The following is a 24,378-nucleotide window of genomic DNA, read 5'->3' on the forward strand; positions in this document are numbered from 1 at the left end:
TCACACGCTGCGCAGGACCGAGACCACGATGCCCAGCACCACGGCGCCGTCGCCGTCGATGACGTCGTAGGCGGAGTTGCGCGGTTCGAGGAAGACGTGCCCGCCCCGCCGGCGGAACACCTTGACCGTGGCCTCACCGTCGATCATCGCGGCGACGATCTGGCCCGAGTGGGCCTCGGGCTGCTGCCGTACCACGACGATGTCGCCGTCGCAGATCGCGGCGTCGATCATCGAGTCGCCCCGCACGCGCAGGGCGAACACGGTGCCGCGCCCGGTGAGGTCGCGGGGCAGGGTGAGCGTGTCGTCCATGTACTCGTCGGCCAGGATGGGGGTGCCCGCGGCGATGTCGCCGACCACGGGCACGCTCACCACGTCGCCTGCGGGCTCCGGCGCCGAGGCCCGCAGGAACAGGCGCACGTCGATCGGCCGGGTCATGGTCGCGCCCCGTCGCAGGAACCCCTTCTCCTCCAGGCTCTTCAAGTGCTTCGACACCGAGGAGGACGACCGCAGCCCGACCGCGTGGCCGATCTCGCGCGTGCCCGGGGGATATCCGTACCTGACCACCCAGTCCCGGATCATGGCCAGGATCCGCTGCTGGCGCGGCGGCAGAGCCGAGAAGTCCAGGTACTCGAACGCGTCAGGATCGTCGTAGGTGGTCATCTGCGAAATGCTAGAGGCAGGCCCGGCCGCGGCACACCTGGCCGGTCACTTGGAGCACGATCCTGCCCTGGATGTGTCCCTGTTCGGCCCATTCGTCGCCTTGGCCGCGTGCTCAACGGGTGACGTGGCCGACGCGGAAGAAGCCGTCCGGGTCGTAGGCCCGCTTGACCTCGCGCAGCCGCCGGAAGTCACCGGTCGTGAACGCCGCCGCCGTCCTTTCGGGGTCGGCCAGGAAGTTGAGGAACGTCCCGCCGTTGGCGTGGGGGCGCAGCTCCTCCGCCAGCCCCGGCACGACGGTGTCCACGATGACCGACAGCTTCGTGCCACGGTGGCTGACCGGGCCGGCGTCCTGGCCCGGGCGGGCCATGGCGCCGCCCCAGTGGCGGATCTCCACGGTCTGCGCTTGCTCCGCGGCCCGCACCAGCGTGCCGATCACCTCGTCGGGCACCGTCTCGAACATGTCCATGTGCCGGTTGGGCGTGCCGCCCATGGAGGTGGCCGCGTACGTGCTGGGGCGCGTCTCGTCCAGCAGCGCCCCGCCTGTCGCACTGCCGGCCGCCCGCCACAGCGGCGCGAGCAGCCGCCTGGCCTCCTCGGCCTCGCCGGCGTGCACCACCTTGACCATGACGACGTGCCTGCCGCGCACCGGCTCCGGCGCGTCCTCGGGCATCCGCCTGAGCACCACCGCCGTGCTGATCTCGTCAGGGGCGTCCTCGATCCAGCTCCGGTACGCGGTCAGCGTCTCGGCCGCCGCCTCGATCGGGAAGTACGCGAACCCCGAGAACACCCGCTCGACCGGGTGGAGGCGGAACTCCAGCGAGGTGACGACGCCGAACCCGCCACCGCCGCCGCGCAACGCCCAGAACAGCTCGGGGTGGCTGTCCGCGCTCGCCACGACGTGCCGGCCGTCGGCCAGCAGCACCTCGGCGCGCACCACGCTGTCGGCCGCGAACCCGTGCTTGCGCGCCAGCCACCCGAGCCCGCCGCCGAGCGTGTAGCCGGTGACGCCGACCGACGGCGACGACCCCGACAGCGGCGCCAGCCCGAACGGCGCGGCGGCCGCGACCACCTCGCCCCAGCGCGCCCCCGGCCCCACCCGGGCGATCCGCCGGTCCGGGTCCACCAGGACCGAAGCCATGGGGGAGGTCCTGACCAGGACGCCGCCGTCGCACGCCTCGTGCGTGCCGTGCCCGGTCGCCTGCACCGCGAACGGGACCCCGTGGTGCCGCGCCGCCAGCAGCGCGCCGCGCAGGTCTGCCACCCCGTACGCCTCGGCCACCAGGGCCGGGCGGGCGTCCACGCGCGGGTTGAGCGAGCGGCGCAGCTCCTCGTACCCGGCCTCGCCCGGCAGGTGGACGGTCCCGGCGAACCCGGGGAGCGTGATCTCGTCCTGGACGGTGTACGGCTGGCTCATCTCTCGGCCCTTCTCTCCTGTGATCTGAGATCACTGTGCTGGAGGGCGCTTACGGCTTTGTTCCCGTGGACTTACCGCGGCCCTTAAGTCCCGAGGATCCTCGCAAGCGGCGGTGACAGAATCCGCCCGGCGTCCCCGTCTCCGGTACGCCGCGGGACGTACGATCCGGCGGGCCGCCGCCACTCGTACTACACCGCCGGTCGTACGGCAGAGCACCACGGAGAGATGATCAGACCTCGTAGGGCTTCCAAGTTAGGTAAGGCTAATCTAAGATCTTGTTCGGGAAGCCTGCCCAGCGAGGAGCGCTCATGCCCACTGTCCCGCGACGCACCCTGGCCGCCGTCGGCGTCGCCGCCGCGATCGGCGTCAGCGCCTGTGGCGGGACGGCCCCGCCGCCCGCCGCCGCCCCCGCCTCGGGACAGGGCACCTGGACCTGGACCGACGACCGCGGCAAGAACATCTCCCTCCCGAGCCGGCCGCAGCGCGTGGTCGCCCAGTCGGGGGCGGCGGCCGCGCTGTGGGACTTCGGCGTGCGGCCCGTCGCGGTGTTCGGCCCGCACCGGCTCAAGGACGGCGGCCGGGACCCCGAGGTGGGCGAGGTGGACATCGCCAAGGTCGAGTCGATCGGGAACGTGTGGGGCGAGTTCAACGTCGAGAAGTACGCCTCGCTCCGGCCTGACCTGCTGGTGGCGGGCATGTACCAGAAGAACACGCTCTGGTACGTCCCCGAGGAGTCCGTCCAGGCGGTCGACCAGATCGCCCCGTCGGCCGGCGTGCAGCTCAGCGGCAAGCCCCTCGTGGAGATCATCGAGAGGTACGGACAGCTCGCCGCCGCGCTCGGCGCGGACCCGAAGGCGGCGCCCGTGGTCGAGGCCAAGAACCGCTTCGACGCGGCGAGCGCCGCCCTCAGGACCCTCGCCGCCGCCAGGCCCGACCTCAAGGTCATGGTCGTCACCGCCACGCCCGACAACCTCTACGTCGCCTACCTGCCGGACCACCCCGACATCAAGTACTGGGGGGAGCTGGGGCTGAACATCGTCCACCCGGCCAGGCCCACCGAGAGCGAAGGCGGCTTCTGGGAGGTGGTCAGCTGGGAGAACGCCGACAAGTACCAGGCCGACGTGATCCTCGTGGACGCCCGCACGCAGTCGATGAAGATCGAGGAGATGGCCGGGAAGCCGACCTGGGCCAAGCTCCCGGCGGTCAGGGCGGGCCAGCTCTACCCGTGGCACGCGGCCGAGCGCTACAGCTACCTCGGGTACGCCAAGGTCATGGAGGAGCTGAAGACCAACCTGGAGCAGGCCCGCGACGACGTCGTCAAGTGACGGGCACGATCTCGGCGCCGGTCAGGACGCCGTCCTCGATGGTGAGCAGGCCCAGCGTGCCGTGCGGCTGGCGGCGGCGGTCGGTGGGGGAGCCGGGGTTGAAGATGCGCAGGCGGTCGCCCGACTCGTCCAGCGGGATGTGCGAGTGGCCGAAGACGACCAGGTCCGCCTGAGGGAAGCGGCGCCGCAGGCGGTCCATGCGCCCCTTGGCCGGGCCGCTGTCGTGGATCATGCCGATCCGCAGCCCGTCCAGGGTCAGCTCCAGCGTCTCCGGCGCCACCACGTCCGGGCCGTCGTTGTTGCCCTTCACGACGTGGACGGGGGCGTACGCGGCCAGTTCGTCCAGCACGGACGCCACGCAGACGTCACCCGCGTGCAGGATGGCGTCCGCGCCGCGCAGGTGCTCGGCGACGCGGGGCGGGCAGGAACGCCAGCGCCTGGGCGCGTGCGTGTCCGACAACACGACGACTCTCACGACCGTCCCCTGCCCGCTCCTCGTCCGATCGACCGCTCAGCGCTCCTCCGCAATCGTCGTCAGGACAAGCGGGAGGCCCGGCTCTCCAGGTATCGCTGCTCGGGCAGGCTGGTGGTACGCCGGGCCGCCTCGCGGTACGCCTCCACCGCCGCCGCCAGGTCGCCCGCCATCTCCAGCAGGTGCGCGCGCACCGCGGCCGGCCGGTGGTGCCCGGCCATGCGCTCGTCGGCGGCCAGGCGGTCGAGCAGGTCGAGCCCGGCCCGCGGCCCCCGCACCATGGCCACGGCCACCGCGTGGTTGAGCTTGACCACCGGGTTGTCGTCGAGGCTGGACAGCACCCCGTACAGCGCCAGGATCTGCGGCCAGTCCGTCTCATCGGCGCTGGGCGCCTCGTCGTGCACGGCGGCGATGGCCGCCTGGAGCTGGTAGGGGCCGAGCGCGCTGGTGGACAGGGCGGTGCTGACCAGCTTGACGCCCTCGTCGATGAGCCCGTGGTCCCACAGGCTCCGGTCCTGCTCGGCGAGCGGGACCAGCTCCCCGCCGGGGCCGGTGCGCGCGGGCCGGCGCGCCTCGGTGAGCAGCATGAGCGCCAGCAGCCCCGCGACCTCACCGTCGCCGGGCAGCAGCCGGCGCACGGCCCTGGTGAGCCTGATCGCCTCACCGGTCAGCTCGGCCCGCAGCAGCTGCGGCCCCGAGGTGGCGGTGTAGCCCTCGTTGAAGATCAGGTAGAGCACGTGCAGCACCACGCGCAGCCGCTCCTCCCGCTCGCCCTCGGGCGGGGGCCGGAACGGCACGCCGGTCGCCTTGATGCGCTGCTTGGCCCGGCTGATGCGCTGCGCCATCGTCGCCTCCGGCACCAGGAACGCGCTGGCGATCTGCGCCGTCGTCAGCCCGCCCACGGCCCGCAGCGTGAGCGCCAGCTGCGAGGCCTGCGACAGCGACGGGTGGCAGCACAGGAACAGCAGCGTCAGCGTGTCGTCGTGATCGCCGGGCCGCTCCTCGCCGGGCGCCGGAGCCGTGAACTCGTCGGCCGGCACGCTGACCGCGACGCTCTCCTCCCTGTTCCGGCGCGCGTGCTCGCTGCGTACCTGGTCGATGAGCCGGCGCGAGGCGACCGTGATCAGCCAGGCCCGCGGGTTGCCGGGCAGCCCCTGCTCGGGCCACTGCACGGCCGCGTCGAGCAGGGCCTCCTGCACGGCGTCCTCGGCCAGGTCGAACTGCTCGTACCGCCGTACGATCACGCCCAGCACCTGCGGCGCCAGCTCCCGCAGCAGCCCCTCGACCTCGCTCACACCCGCCCCCCGACGCCCTTCTGCCCGCTCATCTTCCGCCGCCCCGCGCACCTGTCTTTCCGCCGGTCATGCCACCTCGTCGATGACCGGCCACACCTCCATCGCGCACAGCCGCGCGTCCGGCCAGCGGGCGGCGATCTCCGTGGCCCGCTCGACATCGGCGCAGTCGACGACCAGGTAGCCGGCCAGGTGCTCCTTGGCCTCCAGGAAGGGCCCGTCGGTGATCGCGGGCGCCCCGTCGCGCACCTTCACGGTCCTGGCGGCGGCCGGGCCGTCGAGCGCCATCCCGCCGACCAGCTCGCCGCTCTCGCGCAGCTCCTTCATCAGCGCGTCGACCTCCGCCATCACCGCGTCGACGCCACCGGCGATCGCCTCCTGGGCGGCGGGGTTGGTGTAGATCATCAGCATGTACTTCATGGGTCACTCGCCATTCGCGCGATCGGTCGGCCGAACTGTATGGACGCCCCGGCTCAAGGGCCCCGGACGCCGGTGAAGGCCGTTCTGTGCGAGCTTAGAAGCCTAGCGCGCCACCGGCGAGGCGGACGCACCCGACGCCCCCGGGCCGGGAGGTTCTAAGATCGACCCGTGCAGGAGCCGGACATCCACGCCATAGCCGCCCGACTGGCCGAGGTGCCCGGTGTGGTGGCCGTCGTCCTGGGCGGCAGCCGGGCGCGCGGCACGCACCGGCCGGACTCCGACATCGACCTCGGCCTCTACTACCGGGGCCCGCTCGACGTGGACGCCCTGCGCGCCCTGGCGGGGGAGCCGACCGAGGTGACCGAGCCGGGCGGCTGGGGGCCGTGGGTGGACGGCGGCGGCTGGCTCACCGTGGACGGCCGGCGGGTCGACTGGATCTACCGCGACCTCGACCGCGTCCACCGCGTCTGGGACGACTGCCGCCAGGGCCGCTACGAGATCGGCTTCCAGGTCGGACACCCCCTCGGCTTCTACTCGCACGCCTACGCCGGCGAGGTCGCCCTGTGCCAGGTCCTCGCCGACCCCACTGGCGAGCTCGCCGCCCTCCGGCGGGACATCACGGACGCATACCCGCCCGCGCTGCGCCAGGCTCTGATCAGGGGGCTGTGGGAGGCCGATTTCGCCCTGATGATCGGCGGCTACGGCGCCAAGGGCCAGGACCCGGCGTACGCGGCCGGCTCGCTCTTCCGCGCCGTCGGAGTCGTCTGCCACGCCCTGCACGCCGCCGACGGCGCCTGGCTGATCAACGAGAAGGGCATGGTCGCCTCGGCCGCCCGGCTCACCTCCGCCCCGCCCGGCTTCGGCGAGCGGGCCCAGGCGCTGCTGGCGGAGGTGGGGCGCACCCCGGAGGAGATCGCCCGTACGATCGAGGCCGCGGCGGGCCTCGTGGCGGACGTGCGAGCCGCGTGCGGCTGACGCGATGATCGCTGGGATAACCTGACCCGGTGCGAATAGGTGTGAACGTTCCCAATTTCGGCCCCGGCACCAATCCCGACGTGCTGCGCAGCTGGGCGCGGACGGTCGAGGGGCTCGGATACGACCTGCTCATGGTCTCCGACCACGTGGCGATCACCTCTGACGTCGCCGAGCAGTATCCCGCGCCGTTCTACGAACCGTTCACGACGCTGGCCTGGCTCGCCGGCTCCACCACCCGGATCGGGCTCGGCACCACGGTGCTCATCGTGCCGTACCGCCACCCGCTGCTCGTCGCCCGCATGGCGGCCAACCTCAACGATCTCAGCGGCGGGCGGCTGGTGCTGGGCGTGGGGATCGGGTGGGCGCGGCAGGAGTTCGAGGCGCTCGGGGCGGCGTACGAGCGGCGCGGCAAGGTGACCGACGAATACCTCGCCGCCATCCGCGCCGCCTGGGCCGACGAGGGCGACTACCGTTCCGGCGGCGTGCCGATCTGGGTCGGCGGCGGCAGCGACGCGGGCCTGCGCAGGGCGGTGCGCTACGGCGAGGGGTGGCACCCGCTCAGGAGCACCCTCCCCTCGTTGCGCGAGAACTGGTCGCGCCTGAAGGAGATCGCCGCCGAGGAGGGCCGGCCGGTGCCCGCCCTGGCGCCCAGGATCCTGCTGCGGATCACCGACTCCCCGCCGGCGGAGCGGCGCGCCGGCGAGGGCACGATCGAGCAGGTCATGGCCGACCTGGAGGAGCTGCGGCTGCTCGGCGCGGAGACGGTCGTCCTCGATCCGTTCCACACGGACCCGGACGAGACGCTGCACCCCGAGGCGGCCTGGGAGATGCTCGCCGCCGTGGCCGCCCGCCGCCGCTGAAGGAGCCGCGCCTCAGGGCAACCGCGCCGCCAGCTCCTCCAGGTCGCCGACGAACCAGATGTGCTCGCCCCGGTTCGACTCGGACACCCAGTCGCGCAGTGCCGAGCTGGCGGCGGTGAAGCGGGAGATGTCCCCCACGACGGCCAGGCCGACGCGGTAGTTGACGAACTTCTGCGCGATCTCGCCCGCCACGCCCGTGCGCAGCGCGAAGAAGTCGTCGTGCAGCCGCTCGGCGGGGACGGCCACCCAGGTCGAGCCCCGCCCGAAGGCCTCGCCTAGGAGGTCGAGCGCGTCGCGGGTCTCGCGCAGCGGCTCGCCGTGCGGGTCGCAGACGTATACGCGGTCGTCAAGCATGTGCGGTCTCCAGGAAGTCCATGATCTCTCGGGTGCGGGCGGGGAGCAGGTGCCCGGTGCCGGGCGGCAGCTTGCCGCGGCGGGGCCGCGCGCCCTCAGGCGAGGCGCGGATCCCGGCCATGGGCCTCACTCCCGCACCAGCGCGTCGACGATCCTCAGGACCTGGGCGCTCTCCTCCAGGCCGCCCAGCACGATGACCTTCAGGTGCTCGCGCTCCTCGTCGTAGACGAACTCCACGCGCAGGCCATGGGGCCGGCTCGCCAGCGCTGCCATGACCATCGTGCTGACCCGGTCCATGTCGCCCCTGGCGATGCCGTCGATCTGCACGATGCTCGACACCTCCGCGCGGCGGGGCGCGCCGAGCGGCGTGCCGGTGAAGGCCGCCAGGTCCTCCTTGGCGATCCGGTACTGCTTGCCGATGCGCACGGCCGGCAGCCGCCCGTCGCGTACGTAGTTGCGCACGGTCTTGACGTGCAACCCCAGCAGGGTGGCTACCTGTTCGACGGTGTAACGCTCCATATCGCTCCCTATGATGGCACACAACAGGGAAGGATAGGGAAGGTAGGAAAGCGGTGAAAGTGGGCGTAAAGCGATCTTCTATCCGGCCCACTAGTCTCACCGTTCATGACCCGCCTCAGCCCGGCTCTCGGGCCGCTCACCGTCCGCCAGCGCTGGCGGAGGGCCCGCCTCCAGGCCTACTCCTGGTCCCTGACCGGCGCGTACCGGCTGGGCGCGATGCACCCCGCCATCTGGCGGCTCGTCGCCCGGAGCTACCACCCCGCCTTCGACTGGCTGGCGGCCCGGCACGCCAGGCTGGCCTGCCAGTTCGCCGCCGTGGACGTGCCCGCATACCGGCACTTCGTGCGGGCGAACGGCGCCGAGCACGCCAGGAGGCTGGCGGACTTCCCGGAGACCAGCAAGCAGAACTACGCCGCCGTCTATGACGAGGAGAGCCGCTGCCAGGAGGGGAAGCTGCACCGGCCCGGCGTGATCGTGGACGAGTCGTCGGGGTCCAGCGGCAAGCCGTACAACTGGGTACGCGGGCCGCGCGAGCTCAAGGGCATCTACCGCAACGCGGCCGGCTACATCGAGCTGGTCTTCCCCGGTGACCGGCTGTTCGTGATCAACGCGTACTCGATGGGCGCCTGGGCCACCGGCACCACCACCGGCACGGCCATGGCGCGCGTCGCGATGGTCAAGAACACCGGTCCCGACCTGGAGAAGATCGCCGACACGCTGGAGCACTTCGGGCCCGGCTACGACTACGTGGTGGCCGCGTACCCGCCGTTCCTCAAGCACCTGCGCGACCGCCTGGACGAGAGCGGCTTCCCGTGGCGGGACTACCGCATCCGCGGCATGGTCGGCGGCGAGGGCATGACCGAGGCGCTGCGCGACTACCTGGAGGAGCGCTTCGAGGAGGTCCGCTCCGGATACGGCGCCAGCGACCTGACGATCGGGATGGGCGCGGAGAGCGGGTTCAGCGTGTGGCTGCGCAAGCGCCTGGCCACCGACCAGCGGCTGCGCGATCTCTTACTCGGGCCGGGGGAGCAGCGGCTGCCGATGATCTTCCACTACAACCCGCTGGAGACGTTCCTGGAGGTCAACGGCGAGGGCGAGCTGCTGTGCACCATCAACACCAAGAGCTGCCTGCAGCCCAAGCTCCGCTACAACGTCGGCGACGAGGCCAGGCTGCACACCCTCGCCGACGTCAGGCGGGCGCTCGGCGCCGACGAGTACGAGCGAGCCTGGACCGACGAGCGGATGAACCTGCCGCTGCTGTTCCTGTTCGGGCGCAAGGACTCGACGATCTCCTACATGGGGGCCAACCTGTATCCGCAGGACGTCGAGTACGGCCTCTACCAGGGCAATCCGTACGCGGCCGCGATCAACCGGTTCTGCCTGTCGCTGGAGGAGCTGCCGGGCCTGGAGTACCGCCCAGTGATCAACATCGAGCTGCGCGGCCCAGGCGCCGCCGACCGCGATGAGCTCGCCGAGATCTGCCGCAAGGGCGTGGTCGCCCACCTGAGCGCCGTCTCGCGCGACTTCGCCGAGTCGCTCAAGGAGGACCCGACGGCCGCCGACCTGCGCGTCAAGGTCTTCGACCCGGGCGAGGGGCCGTTCGCCGGCTTCACGAAGATGAAGAACGTCTACCTGGTGAAGGACGCATGAGGACCACGGACTTCAGCAAGGCACCGCCGCAGGGGCGGGCGACGGCGATGTTCGTCGGCGCGACCCGCTACCGGGGGCCGCTGTCGATATTCACGCTCACCCTGACGTGGTTCCGCATGGTGCGGGACATGAAGCGGATGCGCGGCTACTGCTGGCACAAGGTCTACTGGGAGTTCCCGTTCACGCTGGGCACGCTCGCGTTCTTCGAGGACCGCGACGCGCTGCTGCGCTTCGCCCGCAGCCGCCACCACCGCAAGCTCATGCAGTGGGTGACGGACGGCACCAGGAACGCCACCGGCGGCTACATCCGGCTCTACAACGCCGAGCCGGAGGGCTACAGCAACGGGATCTGGCGCGCGGAGGGCGGGCCGATGGCGCACATCGAGACGTTCACCCCGCTGTCCGTGGAGGACGGCGAGGGTCCCCGGGTGAGGCGCGGGTGACGCTGCATCCCGTCGAGAGCCGCCGCGACCTGCGCGACTTCCTCTCGCTGACCGACCGCGTCTACGCGGGCGAGCCGCGCTTCATCCCGCCGCTGCACGCGCAGGTACGCACGTGGCACCGGCAAGGGGTACGGCTGTTCCTGCTCAGGCGGCGCGGGCGCGTGGTCGCGCGGACCACGCTGCACACCGACGCCGCGCTGGACGCCAAGCTGGGCCGGGCCACGCAGCTGTTCGGGCTGACCGAGTTCGCGGAGGAGGCGGCGGGGGAGCTGTTCGACAGCATCCTCGCGGCCGGGCGCGCCGCCGGGAAGGAGGCGGTGTTCGGGCCGGTGTCGCTGCTGCCCAACCAGTCGGGCGGCGTCATCACCTCCGGCTTCGACGAGCGCGGCTTCATCGACAGCGCCTGGAACCACCCGTACTACCCCATCGCGTACGAGGCGCACGGCTTCGCGCGCCGCTTCGAGTCCGACACCTGGATCTGCCCGGTGCCGGACGAGGCGGTGTTCGCGTTCGACGACGGGCGGATCGCGGCCGAGGGGCTGCGCGTGCACCGGGGCGACCGGCGGCGCGTGGCGGAGCAGCTGCCGATCCTGCGGGAGATGCTGAACGCCAGCTTCGCGCAGCTCGGCTACTACACGGAGATCTCGGCGGAGCAGCTCGCGGCGCAGACGGACGGGCTGGCGTACCTGCTGGACGAGTCGTTGCTGCTGTACCTGACGAAGGGGGAGCGGCCGGTCGCGTTCGTGCTGTGCTTGCCCGACATTTCGCGATTTATCGCGAAAATTCGTGGCAATCTCCACTTCCTGAACCAGCTCCGCCTGCTGGCCACCCGCTCCCGCTACCGCAGCGAGGCCGTGCTCATCATCAAGGGCACGGTCCCCGGGGAGCAGGGCCACGGCTACATGCGGCTGCTGTCCCGGGAGCTGCACGAAGGGCTGCGCCGGGGCGGCTACCGGGCGCTGCGCAGCACGTACGTCGAGCGCACGAACCCCGGCTCCGCCGCCCAGTACACCGCGATGGGCGGCCGCCCCCTGCACGGCTACACCTTCTACGAGAAGGGCCTGACGGCGTGAAAGACCGGCTGCGGCCGCTGGAGCCGGACTTCTGGCGTGCCCCCAGCGCCCACAACACCCAGCCCTGGACCCTCACCTACACGGCCGACGGGGCCGAGGTCGGCTGGGACCCGTCCCGCGCCCTGCCCATCAGCGACCCCACGGGCCGCGACCTGCGCCTGAGCCTGGGCGCGTTCGTGGAGTGCTGCCTGATCGTCTGCGCCGACGCCGGCCTGTCGGTCGGCTTCCGTCCCGATCCGGGGCCGCTGCGGGTGGGTGTCCTGTACGCCGCCGCGCAGCCGTACCGGACGCCCTTCACGACGGCCGACGTCCGGGCCCGCGGGGCCAACCGCGGCGAGTACCACCCGGGACGCCTCCCGGGCTCCCTGGTCGCGGAGCTGACCGGGATGCGGCGGCTGGCCTGCCGCGACCTCGCGGACCTGCTGCACGCGGCCGACCTGCACCAGTTCGGGGACCGGGAGGTGACGCGGGAGCTGCGCGCCTGGCTGCGGCTCACCCGCCGCCACCGCCGCTACCTCCTCGACGGCCTCACCGACCGGGCCCTGTCCCTCAGCAGGGCGGAGGCCATCGGCCTGCGCGCCTCGCTGGCCCTCTACCCGGCCCTGCGTCGCCTGGGCCTGCCGAGGGTGCTGGCCGGGGCCTCGCGCGACCTGCTGGACTACGACGGGGACGTCCTGGTGCTGGTGGGGGCGGTCGAGGACGAGCTGGAGGTGGGGCGCGTCCTGATGCGGCACTGGCTCACCCTGTCCGTCCACGGCTATGCCACGCACCCGCTGAGCCAGATCATCGACTGCGAGCCGACCCGGCGGACCCTCGCGGGCCGGCTGGGCGTCGCAGACCCCCGCACCCTCCTCCACCTGGCCCGAGTCGGCCGCCCAACCGCCCCCGCCACCCCCTCCTCCCGCCTCCGAACCTGACCCCTCCGCCCTCCCACCGCCTCCCACCGCCTCCCACCGCTCCGCCTCCCACCGCTCCGCCTCCCACCGCTCCGCCTCCCGCCCTTCCGGCCACTGCTCCTCCGGTTCTCAGCCGCCTCCTGCCTACGGTGCCCAAGGGCGGCGGCCGGAACGGGCTGCCGTCGCCTGCTGCCAGCCGGCTGGCCACCTGCTCGCCTGCCGCTCTGGCGCGGATGGGCTCTCAGCTGGATCCGGTCCTGCGAGTGGGCCGAGGGGCGGCGGCGCGGGCGAGGCAAGCGCTGCCGGGGTGCGCCGAGTGGCGGTGGCGAGGGGCGGGGGTCAGCGGTAGGGGGTCAGGCCGTCCGCCAGTTCTTCCGCGTCGCCGTCCCGGTGCGCGTCGAGCGCCTGTTGCAGGGCGAACGTGCCGCGGATGGCGGCGATGCGGGCCGCCGTCCCGTCGTCGGCCCAGCCGCCGAGCGCGAGCACCCGGCCCAGGAACGCGTCGCCGTGGCCGGCCGCGATGGCGGCGAGGTCCTCGGCGGGGTCGCCGATGGTGGCCTCGTCCCAGTCGATCACGCCGCTGAGCCGGGGCCGCCCGCCGTCGATCTCCCACAGGACGTTCTCGGCGCCGAGGTCGCCGTGCGCCACCGCCGTGGCGACGTGGGGGAGACCCGCGGCCGCGGCGAGCTCCTGCTCGGCCCGCCGGCGTCCGGCATCCGACATGAGCCCGAACAACTCGGCGCGGACATCCGCCTCGAAGCGCCGCCACCGGTCCTCCGGCGTCCACGGCAGCGCCTCCCGCGCCCGCTCGTCGGACCCCACACGGGCCAGCGCGGCCAGCAGCTCGGCGTACTGCTCCGCCACCGCTCCGGCCACCGCCGGGTCGTCGAGCACGCCGTCCTCCAGCGGCGCGCCCGGGACGCGGCTCAGCACCAGGTACGGCGCCTCGCCCGCGCCCTCGAACAGCGGCCGGGGGATGCGGAAGCCGAGACCGAGCCCGGCGAGCACGCGCAGCATGGCCGCCCGCTGGGGCAGCCGGGCGGCCGCGGCCTCGGTGCGGGGCAGGCACACGACCCGGTCCGAGCCCATCACGACCCGGTGGAACTGCCCCTCGCGGACGGGGAGAGGTCCTGATGCGGCGTCCTGCGCCGGCCGGCGCAGTGGATCATCCATGGTCCCAGCATGGCGGCAACGTCCCCGGAACGCCGAACCGGCCAGGGGAAGGCACGGCGGCGGGGCCTGAACGCGCTCGTCCCGGTGCCCGCGCGGCGGGCACCGGGACGAGCGCGTGATGCGGGGCTTGATCAGTCGTCGTGGTGGAAGCCGTGCTGGGGCCAGGAGCCGACCCAGTTGCCGTTGCCGCTGGTGGGCCAGTTGCGGTGCTTCCAGTGGGGGTCCCACGACCAGCCCCAGCCGCCGCCACCGCTCTTGCAGGCCTTGGTGTCGCGGGTCCCGGCGTACACCCCGTGGTCGGTGACGTGGTGATAGGTAATGTCGTCGTCCACCCCGAGGCCGCAGTGCTTCGAGTTGTGGTGCTTCCGGTCCTTCCAGGTGTCGGCCGTGGCGGGCGCGGCGCTGCCGTACAGCGCGGTCGCGGCGAGCAGGGCACCGCCGACGGCGATGAGGCTATTCCTCATGATCTCCCCCTGTAATCACGAAGTGACATCGGAGATCACTATACGTAGCGATCTTGGGGGACGGGTGCAGCGCCACACCGCGTTTTCGATCACCGTGCCGCCGTTGACCAGCGACGTGGATGTACTCTTTTGGTTGTGTGATCTACATTGTAAAGGCGCCGGGCTCAGGAAGATCGCACCACAGCCAGGTACGCGTGGATCGCGTCGCGATTGCGGGAGAGGCAGTCGATGCGCTGCTGGATGCGGTTCGCCTCGGCCTCCAGGAGGTCGGCCAGCTCCGGGGTGAGGCACTGCGGGTGCAGGTGGATCTCGTCGGGCTTGTTCAGGAACGGCAGGATGCGCCGGATGATCTCCGTGGTGAGACCGGAGTCGAGCAGGCCGCGGATCTGCTGTACCCGGTAGACGGCCGACTCCGGATAATGGCGGTAGCCGTTGTCGGCGCGCTCGGGGCTGAGGAGGTCCTGCTCCTCGTAGTAGCGGAGCATGCGGGTCGGCACGCCCGTCAGTCGCGACAGTTCACCGATTCTCACGGCGGGACCTCCTGGCTTGCCTTCACATTGATGTGAACGTTTCAGCATATTCGACATGTCTGGTGCGACGATCACCGACGCCGTCCGCGTCGGGAGAATGCCCTGGTCGGGGCTGCTGGCGCTGTTCTCGGCGGCGTTCACGGCGGTGATGACGGAGCTGCTTCCTGCGGGGCTGCTGCCGCAACTCGGCGCGGCGCTGGGGGTGCCGGAGGGGCGGGCCGGGTTCCTGGTGACGGCGTACGCGGTGGCCTCGACCCTGTCGGCGATCCCGCTGACGGCGTTGCTGCGCGGGCTGCCGCGCCGGCCCGTACTGGTGGGGACGCTGGCGGGGTTCGCCCTGTTCAACACGGTGACCGCGGTCTCGTCGTCCTACGCGGTGACCTTCGGGGCGCGGGTGCTGGCCGGGGTCATGGGCGGGATCATGTGGGCGATGCTGGTCGGGTACGCGGCGCGGATGGTGCCGGTCGAGCGGCGGGGGCGGGCCATCGCGATCGTCTCGGCGGGGATCACGGTGGCGCTGTGCGCGGGGATTCCGGCGGGCGCGGCGCTGGCCTCGGCGTTCGGGTGGCGGACGGCTTTCCTGAGCCTGGCGGTCGTGGCGGTCGCGCTGGTGGGGTGGGTGCTGTGGAAGGTGCCGGACTTTCCCGGGGAGGCGGCCACGGTGCGGGTCCCGTTGCGGCGGGTGGCGGTGCTGCCCGGCGTCCGCACGATCCTGGGGGTGACGGTGCTGGTGCTGGTCGGGCATCAGGCGATGTACACGTACCTGGCGCCGTTCGTGGCCTTCGCCGGGCTGGGGCGGACGAGTGTCGTGCTGCTCGTGTTCGGGGTCGGGACGGTGGCGGGGATCTGGGTCACCGGGGTGATGATCGACCGGTTCCTCCGGGTGACGCTCGTGGTGGTGCTGGCCGTGGTGGCGGGGGCCATGGCGGTGCTGGCCGGCTCCGGAGGGCCGGGCTGGGCGCCGCTGGGCGCGGTCGCGCTGTGGGGGGCGGCCTTCGGCGGTGTGCCGACGTTGCTGCAGTCGGCGCTGGTGGACGCCTCCGGGGCGGGGAACGCGGACGCGGCCACGTCCATGCAGACGACCGTGTACAACGCGGGGATCGCGGCGGGGTCGCTGGCCGGCGGGCTGGTGCTGGAGGGCGCCGGGGCGGGTGCGTTGCCGTGGACCTCGCTGCCGCTGGTGGCGGTGGCCCTGGCGGTCGTGGTCGCGGCGCGCCGTCGCGCGTTCCCCGCCCGCCGGTCCTAGAGGCCGTGCCTGGCCAGGGGCTCGACGAGCTCGCGCTCCTCGTACGACAGGTGGGACAGCAGGCTGTCGGTGAGCAGGTCCACGGTTTCGCGCAGCCGGCCGAGGCCGTCCGGGTCGCCGACGAACGCCACGAGGGCGCGGTCGACCCGTTCGATGATCTTGTGGATGGCGTGGTGCTCTTCCTGGAGTCGGTCGAGCACGGGGGCCAGGGCGGGCTCCGTGCGGCGGAGGTGGGGGAAGACCATGGCGTCCTCGGCGGTGTGGTGCATGGTGACCAGGCGGCAGTAGGACTCGCAGTAGGCGCCGAGGGTCCAGTTGTTCTGGCGCATGGTCATGGTGTTGATGTGGGAGCGGGCGGTGCCGGCGTCGATGGCTCCGGAGGCCACCTGGTCGACGAGGTCGCGGAGCTGGGCGAGCTCGGCGCGCAGGTGGTCGTGCACGTCGATGAGGTGCCGGCCGTTGGCCTGTTCGGCGGGGGTGTAGCGCCTGGTGGGATCGGGGGCGGGGCCGGTGGGACGGGTGGTCTCGTCCCAGACGCGCACGTCGGTGAGCCGTACACCGTCGTCGGGGGTCGGGGTGGCGGCCAGCGCGGCGCCGGGCTTGGCGGTCGGGCTCGCGGCTGAGGGGGCGGCGCTTTGAGCGGTGGATGGCGGCGGGGCGGCTGGGGCGCGTTCCGCGGCGACGAGTTCGCGTACGGCCGGGGCGGTCTCCTGGGCGAAGCGCTGGAGCCGGGCGGGGTCGTTGACCGCGAGGATGAAGACACTGACGCCGTACGTGAGAGCGATCTCGGCGAGCTGGGCGGCAGGCAGTTCCTCGCCGAGGTTGAGCAGCCGGCGGATGTCGCGGGGCGAGCGGCCCGCCTCGGCGGCGGCCTCGTCGATGATGGCGTTGCCCTCGCCGAGCTTGCCGATGTCCTGGAGGTAGGGGAGGGAGGGGAGCCAGCCGTCCGCGAGGCGGCCGGTCAGGCGGAGCATGCGCGGCTTGTACGCGCCGAGCCAGATGCCGATGTCGTGGGCCGGGCGCGGGCCTCGCGGGGCGGTCACCCGGTAGTGCTCGCCGTGGTGGTCGATGGTGCCCGGGGCGTCGGTGTCCCAGGCGGCGCGGATGATCGGGATGGCCTCCTCGAGCGCGTCCACGGCCTGGCCGGGGGTCAGGCGCTGGGCGCCCATGGAGGCGATGGCGTCCCGGTATCCGCCGGTGCCCAGAGCGAGCTCGAAGCGGCCGTGGCTGAGGATGTCGAGGCTGGCGGCGGCCTGCGCGAGCATGGCGGGCGGCCGGAGCGGCAGCGGATGCACGTTGCCCGCCAGCCGGATGCGCTCGGTGGCGGCCGCGACGTAGCCGAGCAGGGTCCAGGCGTCGAGGAAGGTGGGCTGGTACGGGTGGTCCGAGAAGGTGACGAGGTCGAGTCCGGCGCGCTCGGCGAGCTGGGCGAGGGCGACGACGGTGTCGGCCTGCGGGGCGGAGGGCACGAAGCTGACGCTGAAGAGCAGCTCGTGGCCGTAGTCGGGCATGGGGGCTCCTTGGATGTGCCGTTCGCCGCCGGACATTGGTTGGTTGTGTGAACAGTTGGTAATAACAACTAAATTAGTTCGTATTATGAACCATTGTCAACTAGACTCGATGCCGTGGCCACGACGTTCACTACCGCCCTCGTACGTCTGGGGCATCTGGTGCAGCAGGTGTTCGGGGACGTCGGCAGGGAGCAGGACCTCACGCCGCAGCAGGCGCAGCTGCTGTGCCTGCTCGTCGGCGGGCCGGTGGGGATGACGGAGCTGACGCGCGCGCTGCACCTGGAGAAGTCGAGCCTGACGGGGCTCGTCGACCGGGCGGAGAAGCGGGGGCTCGTGGTCCGCACGCGTGATTCCCGGGATCGGCGGGCCTGGCTCGTCGAGCTGACCCCCGAAGGGGAACGCGTCGGGGCGCTGGCGCACGACGGGGTCGAGGCGCGGCTGGAGGCGTTGGCCGGGGAGCTGCCGGCAGAGCACAGGGAGCTGCTGGCCTCCGCCATCGAGGGGATCCTCGCCGGGTACGCCTCCACGACCGGCCGCCCCCGCCCGCAGCCCGACCGCACCCCGGCATCACCGGCCTGACATCCCGGGCTTCACTCGCCTGACGCACGCCCCGTCGGTCGTGCGGGCATACGGCGGGCGTGGAGGCAGTGGCGCCGCTCCAGCAGGGGAGGTGTCGGGCCCGGGGTGGGTCAGGGAGCGAAGGTGGTCGAGAGGAATGCTGTCAGGGCCTCGGTTACCTCGGCGGGGCGTTCGAGGGGCGGCAGGTGGCCCGTCTCGGGGAGGTCGATGCGGCGGGCGGCGGGGATGCCGGCCGTGAGCAGGTCGGACACCTGCTGGATGCCGGGCACGTCCGACAGGCCGTTGATCACCAGGGTCGGGGCGGTGATCTCGGGCAGGCGCGAGCCGGCGGGCGGGGTCAGGTGGCGTTCCGTGGATCGGGGGCCGGTCCAGGAGCGCTCGAACACCAGGCTGCACATCTCCACCGCCGACTCCCACACCTCGTCGGAGAGCGCGTCGCGGCCACGGTCGGGGCCGGCGGTCTGCCAGAGCGTGTGGGCCTCCGCCATCGCGCGTACGTCGGCGGGATCCACGTGGTCGGCGGCGCCGGCGCGGTAGCGGGCCAGACGGTCGGCCGGCACCGAGCTGTGGACGCGCTCGCGGGCCTGGTCCAGCATCTCCTGCGGCCACTGGTGGCCGCCCAGGCCCGAGCTGATCAAGGCGAGCGCGGCCACCCGGGAGGGGGCGGCCAGGGCGACCTCGGTCGCGTACGCGCCGCCCATCGAGTTGCCGACCAGCGCCGCCCGCTCGACCCCGAGCGCGTCCATGACGGCGAGCAGGTCCTCGTGATGGCACACCTCGCCCTCGGCGTCGCCGGACCGGCCGCGGCCGCGCCAGTCGTAGCGGATCACGCGACAGCGCTCCGAGAGCGCGCGGAACTGGTGCTCCCAGAGGCGCAGGTCGGTCGTCCCGCCGTGCACGAGCACGACGGTGCCCAGGGGGATCGCGGGGCCGGCCTCCTCGTACGCGATCTTGATGTCGTCGATGATCAGCATGCTCGGCACGCTACCGCCGCGCGAGGCCGGGGATGGGCGTGTTCGCCGGCGGCGCAGCCCGCGCGAGCCGGACGTCCGAGGCGCGTGAGTTCCGAGCACCGTCGAATCCCGAGCATGATTGACGCAGGCAAGCCACGTACGGACCACAGGTGAACCCATCCATGCTTCCAGAAGAACTCAGAACCGCCCTGGACAAGGCCCTGTCCGGCTACTCGCCGCAGGAGCTGTCCGACTCCGTGGCGCGGCTCACCGAGCGCTACCGTACGAACGCCGCCACCGGCGGAGGCACCCACATCAGGTCCCGGGCCGACGTGGCGGCCTACGCCGCGTACCGGATGCCCGCCACCTACGCCGCCGCAGCCACGGCCATGCGCCAGGCGGCCGCCATGACCCCGGGCTTCCGGCCCGGGAGCCACCTCGACGTCGGCGGCGGCACCGGGGCGGCCATCTGGGCGGCGGACCAGACCTGGTCGTCCATCGAGCGGGTCACGGTCATCGAGCACGACCCGCAGATCATCGACCTGGGCAAACGCCTCGCCCGTACGTCCGAGGCCCTGCGCGGGGTCACCTGGCGGCAGGCGTCGGTGCGCCCCGGGCTCGACCGGCCCGCGGCCGACCTGGTGACCATGTCGTACGCCCTGGGCGAGCTCCCCCAGGACAAGCGCCGGGAGATCGTCCGCTGGCTGGCCGCCGACGCGGCCATGGTGATCGTCATCGAGCCCGGCACCCCGGCGGGCTACGCCACCGTCGCCGAGGCCAGAGAGGTCCTGGTCGCCCAGGGGCTGAGGGTCGCCGCCCCCTGCCCCCACGACGGCCGCTGCCCGATCGAGCAGGGACGCGACTGGTGCCACTTCTCCGTCAGGCTCCCCAGGACGTCCCTGCACCGCCGGATCAAGGCGGGCACGCTCAGCTTCGAGGACGAGAAGTTCTCCTACGTTGCCGCCACGGCGCTCTCGGGGGAGCGGGCCGACGCCCGGATCCTGCGCCACCCGGTCAAACGCAAGGGCGTGGTGTCCCTGCGGCTGTGCTCCAGGGAGGAGGGGATCCGCGACGTGATCGTGTCCAAGCGGCAGGGCGACCTCTACCGCGCGGCCAGGGACGCCGACTGGGGCGACGGCTGGGGCGACGGCGGCTCGCGGCTCGGTCACGGAAATGGGGAAGGGGGCGATTCCGGTTCGGTGGGTGGTCCATCCTTGGAGGATGTGGACGACTGATCTTCTTCACTCCCTCTATGCCCGGCGCCTGCGCCGTCAGGCAACGGCGGGTCCGCTGCCCCGGCACGTCGGCCTGATCATGGACGGCAACCGGCGTTGGGCCAGGCAGCAGGGGCTGGCCAGCCCGAGCATCGGCCACAAGTACGGCGCCGAGCACATCGAGCACGTGCTGTCGTGGTGTGAGGGGCTGGGCATCGAGCACGTGACGGTGTTCCTGTGCTCGACGGAGAACCTCCAGCGCCGCGGTGACGAGGAGGTCGCCTACCTGTTGCGGGTGATCGAGCAGATGGTCGCCGAGCGGTTGGACCGGCCGGACGCCCGCTGGCGCGTCCACGTCGCGGGCCTGCTCGACATGTTGCCCGACACCACGGCCCGCGCGCTCAAGAGCGCCGTCGAGGCCACACGTACGTGTGCCACCGGCTTCCACCTGACGCTGGCCATCGGGTACGGCGGCCGCCAGGAGGTGATCGACGCCCTGCGCGAGCTGCTGTACGAGCGGGCCGAGGCCGGGCAGTCCATGGTGGAGCTGGCCTCGACGCTGAGCGTGGACGACATCGCGCCCCACCTGTACACGGCCGGCCAGCCCGACCCCGACCTGGTGATCCGCACCAGCGGCGAGCAGCGCCTGTCGAACTTCCTGCTCTGGCAGTCCGCCTACTCCGAGCTGTACTTCTGCGAGGCGTACTGGCCGGCCTTCCGCGAGATCGACTTCCTGCGGGCGCTGCGCAGCTTCGCCGCCCGGCAGCGACGGTTCGGGGGCTGAGTTGCTGGAACTCTTCGACCGGCAGCTGCGGCAGGAGGCCCGCCCCGACGGGCCGGACGCCAGGGTGGAGCGGGCCGGTAACGTGGTGCGGCACGTCGCGCCCGAGCACGGCTGGAACGGCGTGCTCTGGTCCGGCCTCGACGAGCGCAACGCGGACGCCGAGATCGCCGAGCAGGTGCGCTACTTCGGGGAGCTGGGGCGGCCCTTCGAGTGGAAGCTGTACGGCTACGACCGGCCCGGCGACCTCGACCGGCGCCTGCTGGCCGCCGGATTCACCCCGGAGCCCGCCGAGACGCTGATGATCGCCGAGACCCGGCGCCTGCCCCTCGGCGGGGAGCCGCCCGAGGGAGTGCGGCTGGTCCCGGTGACCGGCTCCGACGGCGTGGAGCTGATGGCCGACGTCCACGACAGCGCCTTCGGCACTCCCGGCACGCACTTCACGGAACGGCTGCTCGAACAGCTCGCCGAGGGCGAGGTCGTCGCCGTCCTCGCGATGGCCGGCGACGTGCCGGTGAGCGCGGCCCGCATGGAGCTGCACCCGGGCACCCGGTTCGCGAGCCTGTGGGGCGGCGGCACCGTGCCGGAATGGCGCGGGCGGGGCATCTACCGGGCCCTGATCGATTACCGGGCCCGCGAGGCGGCCGCCCGCGGCTACGACCATCTGCAGGTGGACGCCTCCAGCCAGAGCCGGCCGATCCTGCTGCGGCTGGGGTTCGAGGCGATCACCACGACGACGCCGTACGTCCACGAGTGAGTACCCTTGATGACCTGACCGTATCCATCCGAGGAGGCCCGCACGTTGCCCGGAACGAACCCGCGCGAGCTCGGCCTGCTGGCCGACTGCGAGAGCTGCTTCGGGCTGTGCTGCGTCGCGCTGCCGTTCTCGGCGTCGGCCGACTTCGCGGTGGACAAGAACGCCGGGGAGCCCTGCCGCAACCTGCGTGACGACTTCCGCTGCTCCATCCACGCGCAGCTCAGGGAGCGCGGCTTCCCCGGCTGCACCGTGTACGACTGCTTCGGGGCGGGCCAGAAGGTCTCGCAGGTCACCTTCCAGGGCACGAGCTGGCGGCAGGCGCCGGGCACTGCCGGGCAGATGTACGCGGTCTTCCCCGTCGTGCGGCAGCTGCACGAGCTGCTGTGGTATCTGGCGGAGGCGTTGACGCTGGAGGCCGCCCGGCCCGTCCACGCCGAGCTGCGGGACGCGCTCGACGCGACGGAGCGGCTCACCCGGGAAAGCGTGGACGTGCTGAAGAAGCTGGACGTGCCGGCGCACCGGGCCGAGGTCAACGTGCTGCTGCTGCGCACGAGTGAGCTGGTCCGGGCCGGGAGCAAGGGCAAGGAGCGCAGGGGCGCGGATCTGATCGGGGCCAAGCTGGCGGGCGCCGACCTGCGTGCCGCCAACCTTCGCGGGGCGTACCTGATCGGCGCGGACCTGCGGGGTGCGGACCTGCGGGAGGCCGATCTGATCGGGGCCGACCTGCGGGGGGCCGACCTGTCGGGCGCGGACCTGTCGGGTGCGATCTTCCTCACCCAGCCCCAGCTCAACGCCGCCACCGGCGACGCCGCCACCCGCCTCCCGGCCGCCCTCATCCGTCCCGCCCACTGGCCGACCACCCGCTACGAACGCCCGTCCCGCGGCCCCGCCCCCCGCCGCGGCTCCGGCTCCGATCGAGGCTCGGGACGCGGCTCCGGCCGCCGGCGCCGCGGCTGAACACCGCGAGGTGGGGGTCCACGACCGTGCCACCCGCCCGCACCCGGCGGATCGCGGCGGCCAGGTCCTCGGCGCGGGCGTTCTTCGCCACGAAGCCGGCTGCTCCCGCGGCCAGGGCCCGGCGCAGGTAACCAGGGCGGCTGAACGTGGTGAGGATGAGCAGCCGCACCGGGTGGTCCTTGAGGTCGGCGGCCACGGCCAGGCCGTCGCGGCCGGGCATCTCGATGTCGAGGAGCACGACGTCCGGGCGGCCGGCGGTCACCGCGTCGAGCACGAGGTCACCCCGGTCCACCTCGGCGACGACCTCGATGTCGGGCTCGAAGCTCAGCAGGGCCGCGATTGCCTGCCGTACGAGGTGCTGGTCGTCGGCCAGCAGAACGCGGATCACAGGCGTGCCCTCACGGGCAGCGCGGCCCTGAGCAGGAAGCCGCCCTCGGCACGGGAGGTACGCTCCAGCTTGCCGCCGGCGGCCTCCAGGCGTTCGGCCAGCCCGCGTAGCCCGCTTCCGTCCGGACCCGGCCCGTTGCCATGGCCGTCGTCGGCGACCTCCACGAACGCGTGCCCGTTCTCCATGCCCAGGTGAATCCGGCAGGCGCGGGCGCGGCTGTGCCGTACGACGTTGGTCGTGCCCTCGCGTACAACCCACGCCAGCAGCGAGGCTGCGGCGGGCGGGACCGGCGCGACGGTGACGTCCATCGCCACGCCGGCGGCAGACAAGGTACGCCTGGCGGTCGCGAGTTCGTCGGCCAGGGACAGCGCCCGGTACCCCGCCACCGCGTCGCGCACGTCGTCGAGCGCGCGCCGGGACAGCTCCTCGACGTCGCCGATCTCGGCCCTCGCCCGGTCGGGTTCGGCACCGACCAGGCGTCCGGCCAGTTGGCTTTTGAGAGTCATGGCGGACAGGGCGTGCCCGAGAATGTCGTGCAGGTCGCGGGAAACGCGCAGCCGCTCGTTCTCGACCGCCAGCCGCTCGGCCTCGGCCTGGGCCGCCTTGAGCGCCCGGTTGGCCGTCTCGAGCCGGACGAAGACGTCCATCGCGCCGGTGAAGACGATTGCCTGAAGGGGGATCCACCACAGGGTGACCGGGGAGAGGGTGGCGGTCGCCGCCACGATCGTGAGCCCAGAGAGGGCGAGGGCGGCGGTCCGGGGGAAGGTGCTGAAGAGGGCCGCGATGAGGAAGAACAACACGGCGAAGACCCACAGGTTGCCAAGTGCCGGGATGAGGACGGCAGCCACGCCGTACAGGGCTGCCAGCGACCACGGGCGAGGCCTGCCGGCTCGTGCGGACGAGATCGTGCGCTGGTAGAGCGCAGCCAAGGCGACCAGGCCTGCGAAAACGAGCTCCGCGGCAAGCGGGCCGGGCTCGCGCTCCAGGAAGCCGGGGATCGGCCACAGGAGCAAGACCAGGTAGAAGAAGGTCAGATAGACGCTCGTCCAGGGGCGGGCGCGCATGTCTCCATTGTGGCTGTCAGCCTGATCGGCGCGGAGTGACGGATGTCATCGGTTTGCGAGGGAGCGCAGCGGATTGTCACCTGACAGGGGCGGATCCGGCTGCCATGCCCGGCCGTCATCCTGCCCGCCAACGAGCGAGTGAACTGGCGTTAGGCGAGCCGGTCGGGGCGCCAGGAACCGGCCACACCGATCGGGGGTGGGCAGTTGCGACCACGGTGGCGCGGCCATTTCCATGGCGCCGACCGCGCCTTACGTTGTGGGATCTGATGTCAGGCCCGCGGATCGGCAAACCGCTGGGGCCGCGTACGCGATATCGAGCGGCCGCTAAAGCGGTATCACGAGGCGCTGACCTGTAATTCCGTCCCTGTCACGGGTGTCACCGGAATGCAGAGCTCGCGCAGCCGCTCC

Annotated in this window: 27 protein-coding genes and 1 pseudogene; 13 read left to right on the forward strand and 15 right to left on the reverse strand. The window is 72.5% G+C overall.

The window, feature by feature from the left end:
* Both lexA and ACIBI9_RS29045 read right to left on the reverse strand, forming a co-directional pair.
* The gene (gene lexA / locus ACIBI9_RS29040) at positions 1-660 is read right to left on the reverse strand and encodes a transcriptional repressor LexA (protein WP_397226231.1); all 660 of its coding nucleotides are present in this window, start codon (positions 658-660) and stop codon (positions 1-3) included.
* A gap of 112 nt (positions 661-772) precedes the next feature.
* On the reverse strand, positions 773-2,074 hold the full coding sequence (locus ACIBI9_RS29045) for an FAD-binding oxidoreductase (protein ID WP_397226233.1): 1,302 nt from the start codon (positions 2,072-2,074) through the stop codon (positions 773-775).
* 308 nt (positions 2,075-2,382) lie between these two features.
* On the opposite strand from ACIBI9_RS29045, the gene ACIBI9_RS29050 reads away from it, so the two are divergent.
* Entirely contained in the window at positions 2,383-3,399 is a 1,017-nt protein-coding gene (locus ACIBI9_RS29050) for an ABC transporter substrate-binding protein (protein WP_397226235.1), read from the forward strand.
* Here ACIBI9_RS29050 and ACIBI9_RS29055 read toward each other — a convergent pair.
* The 3 genes from ACIBI9_RS29055 to ACIBI9_RS29065 all read right to left on the reverse strand — a co-directional run bounded on the left by ACIBI9_RS29055 (position 3,392) and on the right by ACIBI9_RS29065 (position 5,583).
* A complete protein-coding gene (locus tag ACIBI9_RS29055) occupies positions 3,392-3,874 on the reverse strand; it encodes a metallophosphoesterase family protein (RefSeq protein ID WP_397226237.1) in 483 nt (160 codons plus the stop codon). The two genes, ACIBI9_RS29050 and ACIBI9_RS29055, sit on opposite strands and share 8 nt — an antisense overlap.
* A gap of 59 nt (positions 3,875-3,933) precedes the next feature.
* Positions 3,934-5,166 carry an RNA polymerase sigma factor gene (locus ACIBI9_RS29060; RefSeq protein ID WP_397226239.1) on the reverse strand — a complete coding sequence of 411 codons (1,233 nt, stop codon included), beginning with the start codon at positions 5,164-5,166 and terminating at the stop codon, positions 3,934-3,936.
* Positions 5,167-5,232: 66 nt separating this feature from the next.
* Entirely contained in the window at positions 5,233-5,583 is a 351-nt protein-coding gene (locus ACIBI9_RS29065; RefSeq protein ID WP_397226241.1) for a YciI family protein, read from the reverse strand.
* 168 nt (positions 5,584-5,751) lie between these two features.
* On the opposite strand from ACIBI9_RS29065, the gene ACIBI9_RS29070 reads away from it, so the two are divergent.
* Both ACIBI9_RS29070 and ACIBI9_RS29075 read left to right on the forward strand, forming a co-directional pair.
* The gene (locus tag ACIBI9_RS29070; RefSeq protein WP_397226243.1) at positions 5,752-6,558 is read left to right on the forward strand and encodes a nucleotidyltransferase domain-containing protein; all 807 of its coding nucleotides are present in this window, start codon (positions 5,752-5,754) and stop codon (positions 6,556-6,558) included.
* Between the two features lie 29 nt (positions 6,559-6,587).
* Positions 6,588-7,418 (forward strand): LLM class flavin-dependent oxidoreductase, encoded by an 831-nt coding sequence (locus ACIBI9_RS29075; RefSeq protein ID WP_397226245.1) that lies wholly within the window; start codon positions 6,588-6,590, stop codon positions 7,416-7,418.
* A gap of 12 nt (positions 7,419-7,430) precedes the next feature.
* Here the strand turns inward: ACIBI9_RS29075 and ACIBI9_RS29080 are convergent, their stop codons facing one another.
* From ACIBI9_RS29080 to ACIBI9_RS29090, 3 genes are read right to left on the reverse strand one after another with little or no spacing between them, the layout of a single operon-like run.
* Complete coding sequence (locus ACIBI9_RS29080; protein ID WP_397226247.1) at positions 7,431-7,772, reverse strand: DUF4180 domain-containing protein; 342 nt, start codon at positions 7,770-7,772, stop codon at positions 7,431-7,433.
* The gene (locus ACIBI9_RS29085) at positions 7,765-7,893 is read right to left on the reverse strand and encodes a hypothetical protein (RefSeq protein ID WP_397226248.1); all 129 of its coding nucleotides are present in this window, start codon (positions 7,891-7,893) and stop codon (positions 7,765-7,767) included. The genes ACIBI9_RS29080 and ACIBI9_RS29085 overlap by 8 nt, the downstream gene beginning before the upstream one ends.
* Positions 7,894-7,898: 5 nt before the next feature.
* Positions 7,899-8,291 (reverse strand): helix-turn-helix domain-containing protein, encoded by a 393-nt coding sequence (locus ACIBI9_RS29090; protein ID WP_397226250.1) that lies wholly within the window; start codon positions 8,289-8,291, stop codon positions 7,899-7,901.
* Between the two features lie 105 nt (positions 8,292-8,396).
* Between ACIBI9_RS29090 and ACIBI9_RS29095 the strand changes: the two genes are divergently transcribed.
* From ACIBI9_RS29095 to ACIBI9_RS29110, 4 genes are read left to right on the forward strand one after another with little or no spacing between them, the layout of a single operon-like run.
* On the forward strand, positions 8,397-9,941 hold the full coding sequence (locus tag ACIBI9_RS29095; RefSeq protein WP_397226252.1) for a phenylacetate--CoA ligase family protein: 1,545 nt from the start codon (positions 8,397-8,399) through the stop codon (positions 9,939-9,941).
* Positions 9,938-10,384 carry a DUF4188 domain-containing protein gene (locus tag ACIBI9_RS29100; RefSeq protein WP_397226254.1) on the forward strand — a complete coding sequence of 149 codons (447 nt, stop codon included), beginning with the start codon at positions 9,938-9,940 and terminating at the stop codon, positions 10,382-10,384. Before ACIBI9_RS29095 ends, ACIBI9_RS29100 begins: the two co-directional genes overlap by 4 nt.
* Positions 10,381-11,457: a hypothetical protein gene (locus ACIBI9_RS29105; protein ID WP_397226256.1), complete on the forward strand. Its 1,077-nt coding sequence runs from the start codon at positions 10,381-10,383 to the stop codon at positions 11,455-11,457. Before ACIBI9_RS29100 ends, ACIBI9_RS29105 begins: the two co-directional genes overlap by 4 nt.
* A complete protein-coding gene (locus ACIBI9_RS29110) occupies positions 11,454-12,374 on the forward strand; it encodes a hypothetical protein (RefSeq protein WP_397226258.1) in 921 nt (306 codons plus the stop codon). The genes ACIBI9_RS29105 and ACIBI9_RS29110 overlap by 4 nt, the downstream gene beginning before the upstream one ends.
* Before the next feature lie 318 nt (positions 12,375-12,692).
* Here the strand turns inward: ACIBI9_RS29110 and ACIBI9_RS29115 are convergent, their stop codons facing one another.
* The 3 genes from ACIBI9_RS29115 to ACIBI9_RS29125 all read right to left on the reverse strand — a co-directional run bounded on the left by ACIBI9_RS29115 (position 12,693) and on the right by ACIBI9_RS29125 (position 14,520).
* On the reverse strand, positions 12,693-13,526 hold the full coding sequence (locus ACIBI9_RS29115; protein WP_397226260.1) for a phosphotransferase family protein: 834 nt from the start codon (positions 13,524-13,526) through the stop codon (positions 12,693-12,695).
* Between the two features lie 131 nt (positions 13,527-13,657).
* Positions 13,658-13,990 (reverse strand): hypothetical protein, encoded by a 333-nt coding sequence (locus ACIBI9_RS29120; RefSeq protein WP_397226262.1) that lies wholly within the window; start codon positions 13,988-13,990, stop codon positions 13,658-13,660.
* A gap of 164 nt (positions 13,991-14,154) precedes the next feature.
* Positions 14,155-14,520: a MerR family transcriptional regulator gene (locus ACIBI9_RS29125; protein ID WP_397226264.1), complete on the reverse strand. Its 366-nt coding sequence runs from the start codon at positions 14,518-14,520 to the stop codon at positions 14,155-14,157.
* 55 nt (positions 14,521-14,575) lie between these two features.
* Here ACIBI9_RS29125 and ACIBI9_RS29130 point away from each other — a divergent pair, with 55 nt between their 5' ends.
* Positions 14,576-15,766, forward strand: a complete 1,191-nt coding sequence (locus ACIBI9_RS29130; protein ID WP_397226266.1) for an MFS transporter — start codon at positions 14,576-14,578, stop codon at positions 15,764-15,766.
* On the opposite strand, the gene ACIBI9_RS29135 is transcribed toward ACIBI9_RS29130, so the two are convergent.
* The gene (locus ACIBI9_RS29135; protein ID WP_397226268.1) at positions 15,763-17,277 is read right to left on the reverse strand and encodes an LLM class flavin-dependent oxidoreductase; all 1,515 of its coding nucleotides are present in this window, start codon (positions 17,275-17,277) and stop codon (positions 15,763-15,765) included. The two genes, ACIBI9_RS29130 and ACIBI9_RS29135, sit on opposite strands and share 4 nt — an antisense overlap.
* 114 nt (positions 17,278-17,391) lie before the next feature.
* Between ACIBI9_RS29135 and ACIBI9_RS29140 the strand changes: the two genes are divergently transcribed.
* A complete protein-coding gene (locus ACIBI9_RS29140) occupies positions 17,392-17,856 on the forward strand; it encodes a MarR family winged helix-turn-helix transcriptional regulator (protein WP_397226270.1) in 465 nt (154 codons plus the stop codon).
* 110 nt (positions 17,857-17,966) lie between these two features.
* On the opposite strand, the gene ACIBI9_RS29145 is transcribed toward ACIBI9_RS29140, so the two are convergent.
* Positions 17,967-18,830: an alpha/beta fold hydrolase gene (locus tag ACIBI9_RS29145; RefSeq protein WP_397226272.1), complete on the reverse strand. Its 864-nt coding sequence runs from the start codon at positions 18,828-18,830 to the stop codon at positions 17,967-17,969.
* Between the two features lie 161 nt (positions 18,831-18,991).
* On the opposite strand from ACIBI9_RS29145, the gene ACIBI9_RS29150 reads away from it, so the two are divergent.
* Genes ACIBI9_RS29150 through ACIBI9_RS29165 form a run of 4 tightly spaced genes read left to right on the forward strand, consistent with a single transcriptional unit; the run spans position 18,992 to position 22,518 of the window.
* Positions 18,992-20,044 (forward strand): small ribosomal subunit Rsm22 family protein, encoded by a 1,053-nt coding sequence (locus tag ACIBI9_RS29150; RefSeq protein ID WP_397226274.1) that lies wholly within the window; start codon positions 18,992-18,994, stop codon positions 20,042-20,044.
* Entirely contained in the window at positions 20,031-20,807 is a 777-nt protein-coding gene (gene uppS, locus ACIBI9_RS29155; RefSeq protein ID WP_192784861.1) for a polyprenyl diphosphate synthase, read from the forward strand. The genes ACIBI9_RS29150 and uppS overlap by 14 nt, the downstream gene beginning before the upstream one ends.
* Position 20,808: 1 nt before the next feature.
* Positions 20,809-21,561, forward strand: coding sequence for a GNAT family N-acetyltransferase (locus ACIBI9_RS29160; protein WP_397226276.1), 753 nt, complete (start codon positions 20,809-20,811; stop codon positions 21,559-21,561).
* A 45-nt stretch (positions 21,562-21,606) separates the two neighbouring features.
* Complete coding sequence (locus ACIBI9_RS29165; RefSeq protein ID WP_397226278.1) at positions 21,607-22,518, forward strand: pentapeptide repeat-containing protein; 912 nt, start codon at positions 21,607-21,609, stop codon at positions 22,516-22,518.
* 58 nt (positions 22,519-22,576) lie between these two features.
* Here ACIBI9_RS29165 and ACIBI9_RS29170 read toward each other — a convergent pair.
* Both ACIBI9_RS29170 and ACIBI9_RS29175 read right to left on the reverse strand, forming a co-directional pair.
* Positions 22,577-22,906 (reverse strand): annotated as a pseudogene (locus ACIBI9_RS29170) (response regulator); the annotation flags it as partial.
* Positions 22,903-23,970: a sensor histidine kinase gene (locus ACIBI9_RS29175; RefSeq protein WP_397226280.1), complete on the reverse strand. Its 1,068-nt coding sequence runs from the start codon at positions 23,968-23,970 to the stop codon at positions 22,903-22,905. The gene ACIBI9_RS29175 and the pseudogene ACIBI9_RS29170, both read right to left, overlap by 4 nt.
* Positions 23,971-24,378 lie beyond the last annotated feature (408 nt).

The sequence above is a fragment of the Nonomuraea sp. NPDC050451 genome, from assembly GCF_044458585.1.